Here is a 1,977-nt window from a genome sequence, read left to right as displayed (position 1 = left end):
GGCGGGCTCAGCCACCCCGGCATCCCGCCGGGCAAGACTTTTGTCTATGAGTTCGATCTGACCAAATCCGGCACCTTCATGTACCACCCGCATGGCGATGAGATGGTGCAGATGGCGATGGGCATGATGGGCATGTTCGTGGTCCACCCCAAGGATCCCGATTTCATGCGCGTCGATCGGGACTTCCTGATCATGCTGAACGCTTTTGATATTGATCCGGGCACCTACATACCCCGCATCATGACGATGACGGATTTCAACCTGTGGACTTGGAACAGCCGGATTTTCCCCGACATCGACCCGCTGGTCGTCAATCAGGGTGACAAGGTACGGGTCCGCGTGGGCAACCTCACGATGACCAACCACCCGATCCACATGCATGGCTATGACTTCAAGGTCACCTGCACCGATGGCGGCTGGGTGCCGGAATCGGCGCAATGGCCCGAGGTTTCGATCGACATCCCCGTGGGCGCCATGCGCGCCTATGAGTTTGTGGCCGACCATCTGGGCGACTGGGCAATCCATTGCCACAAGTCGCACCACACGATGAACGCCATGGGCCATGACGTGCCGACGCTCATTGGCACCAGCAGTTCCAATATGACACGTCAGGTTCGCCGCGTGCAGCCCGAGTTCATGCCCATGGGCACGGCGGGCATGGCGGATATGGGCGAAATGTCGATGCCGCTGCCTAACAACACCGTGTCGATGATGGCCGGTTGGGGGCCGCATGGCCCGCTGGAGATGGGCGGCATGTTCTCGGTCGTGAAGGTGCGCGAAGGCATCGACGCGGACGATTACGAAGATCCCGGCTGGTATGAAAACCCTCCGGGCACCGAGGCGTATGAATGGACGGGCGAGCTGCCAGAGTTCGCGCAGAACCACAGCCCTAAAACCAAGATCACGCCGAAACCAACCTCCGAGGGCTAAGCGGCCCTTGGACCATAATGACCTCTAAAACCATACAGGAAACACCATGAACAAACTTCTTCTTTCGACCGCCCTCAGCCTTCTCATCACCGCCCCTGCCTTTGCCGCGGGCACCCATGGCGGCGGTCATGACGACGACGGCCACGGCGACATGCACAAGGAAATGGCCGTCGGCATGCCCGGCAAGGCCGAAGCCGTGGACCGCACCATCGACGTGACCATGCGCGAAACCGACGACGGCGAGATGATTTTCGAGCCCGCCGCGTTCGACATCAAGGAAGGCGAGACGATCCGCTTTGCCGTCACCAACAAGGGCGAGATCGAGCATGAGTTCGTGATCGACACGATGGAAGGCAATGCCGAGCACAAGGAATCCATGGCCAAGATGGACATGGAGCATGATGACCCGAACTCGGTGCGTCTCGACTCCGGCATGGAGGGCGAGGTGATCTGGACCTTCGCCAACGAAGGTACGTTTGAATTCGCCTGCCTGATCCCCGGCCACTACGAATCCGGCATGCATGGCCCGATCACCGTCGCACAGTCCGATGACGCGCCAGAGGCGCCCGCGGTCTACTCCACCGGCAAGATCAAAAAGGTCGACGCCAAGGGCAAGAAGGTCACCATCATTCACGGCCCGCTTGAAAACCTCGACATGCCGTCGATGACCATGGTGTTCAAAGCCGATGAAGCGCTGATCGCCAAAATGAAGGAAGGCCAGAACATCGAATTCGTGGCCGATCGTGTCAAAGGCAAGCTGACCGTCACAGCGATGAAGTAAGCGCCAATCGCAGGGCCGGGTGACCGGACCGGCCCTGTGCTTTCCACAAATATAAGGCACTTCGAGCTATGAAAACGCGTGGAACCATCGCCCTTTGGGCCATTGCAACACTACAGGCCATTGTGGCGATCTTCTTTACCGTCTGCTTCTTGTTGGACGCTATGGGAATGGAACCTGAGTTTCTGATCTGGCAGAGCCATGAGTATCAGCAAACGATCTTGGCCATCGGGTTGAACCTCGGCGTGGCGCTTGGCTGGATCGCCCTT

2 protein-coding genes and 1 pseudogene are annotated in these 1,977 nt (G+C 58.9%); all 3 read left to right on the top strand.

Going from position 1 to position 1,977, the window contains the following annotated elements; genetic code table 11:
* Positions 1–930, top strand: a 930-nt coding sequence (locus tag A3722_RS04990; protein WP_067915955.1) for a multicopper oxidase domain-containing protein, incomplete at its 5' end; no start/stop codon positions are given.
* A gap of 46 nt (positions 931–976) precedes the next feature.
* Positions 977–1,711 carry a copper-binding protein gene (locus A3722_RS04985; protein WP_067915953.1) on the top strand — a complete coding sequence of 245 codons (735 nt, stop codon included), beginning with the start codon at positions 977–979 and terminating at the stop codon, positions 1,709–1,711.
* 68 nt (positions 1,712–1,779) lie between these two features.
* Positions 1,780–1,977, top strand: a pseudogene (locus tag A3722_RS04980) (helix-turn-helix transcriptional regulator); the annotation flags it as partial.

Origin of the sequence: Sulfitobacter sp. HI0027 (assembly GCF_001634775.1) — a bacterium.
Lineage (GTDB): Bacteria > Pseudomonadota > Alphaproteobacteria > Rhodobacterales > Rhodobacteraceae > Sulfitobacter.
The sequence above is the reverse complement of the archived record's forward strand: the minus strand, read 5'-3'. Positions and strand labels throughout refer to the sequence as shown.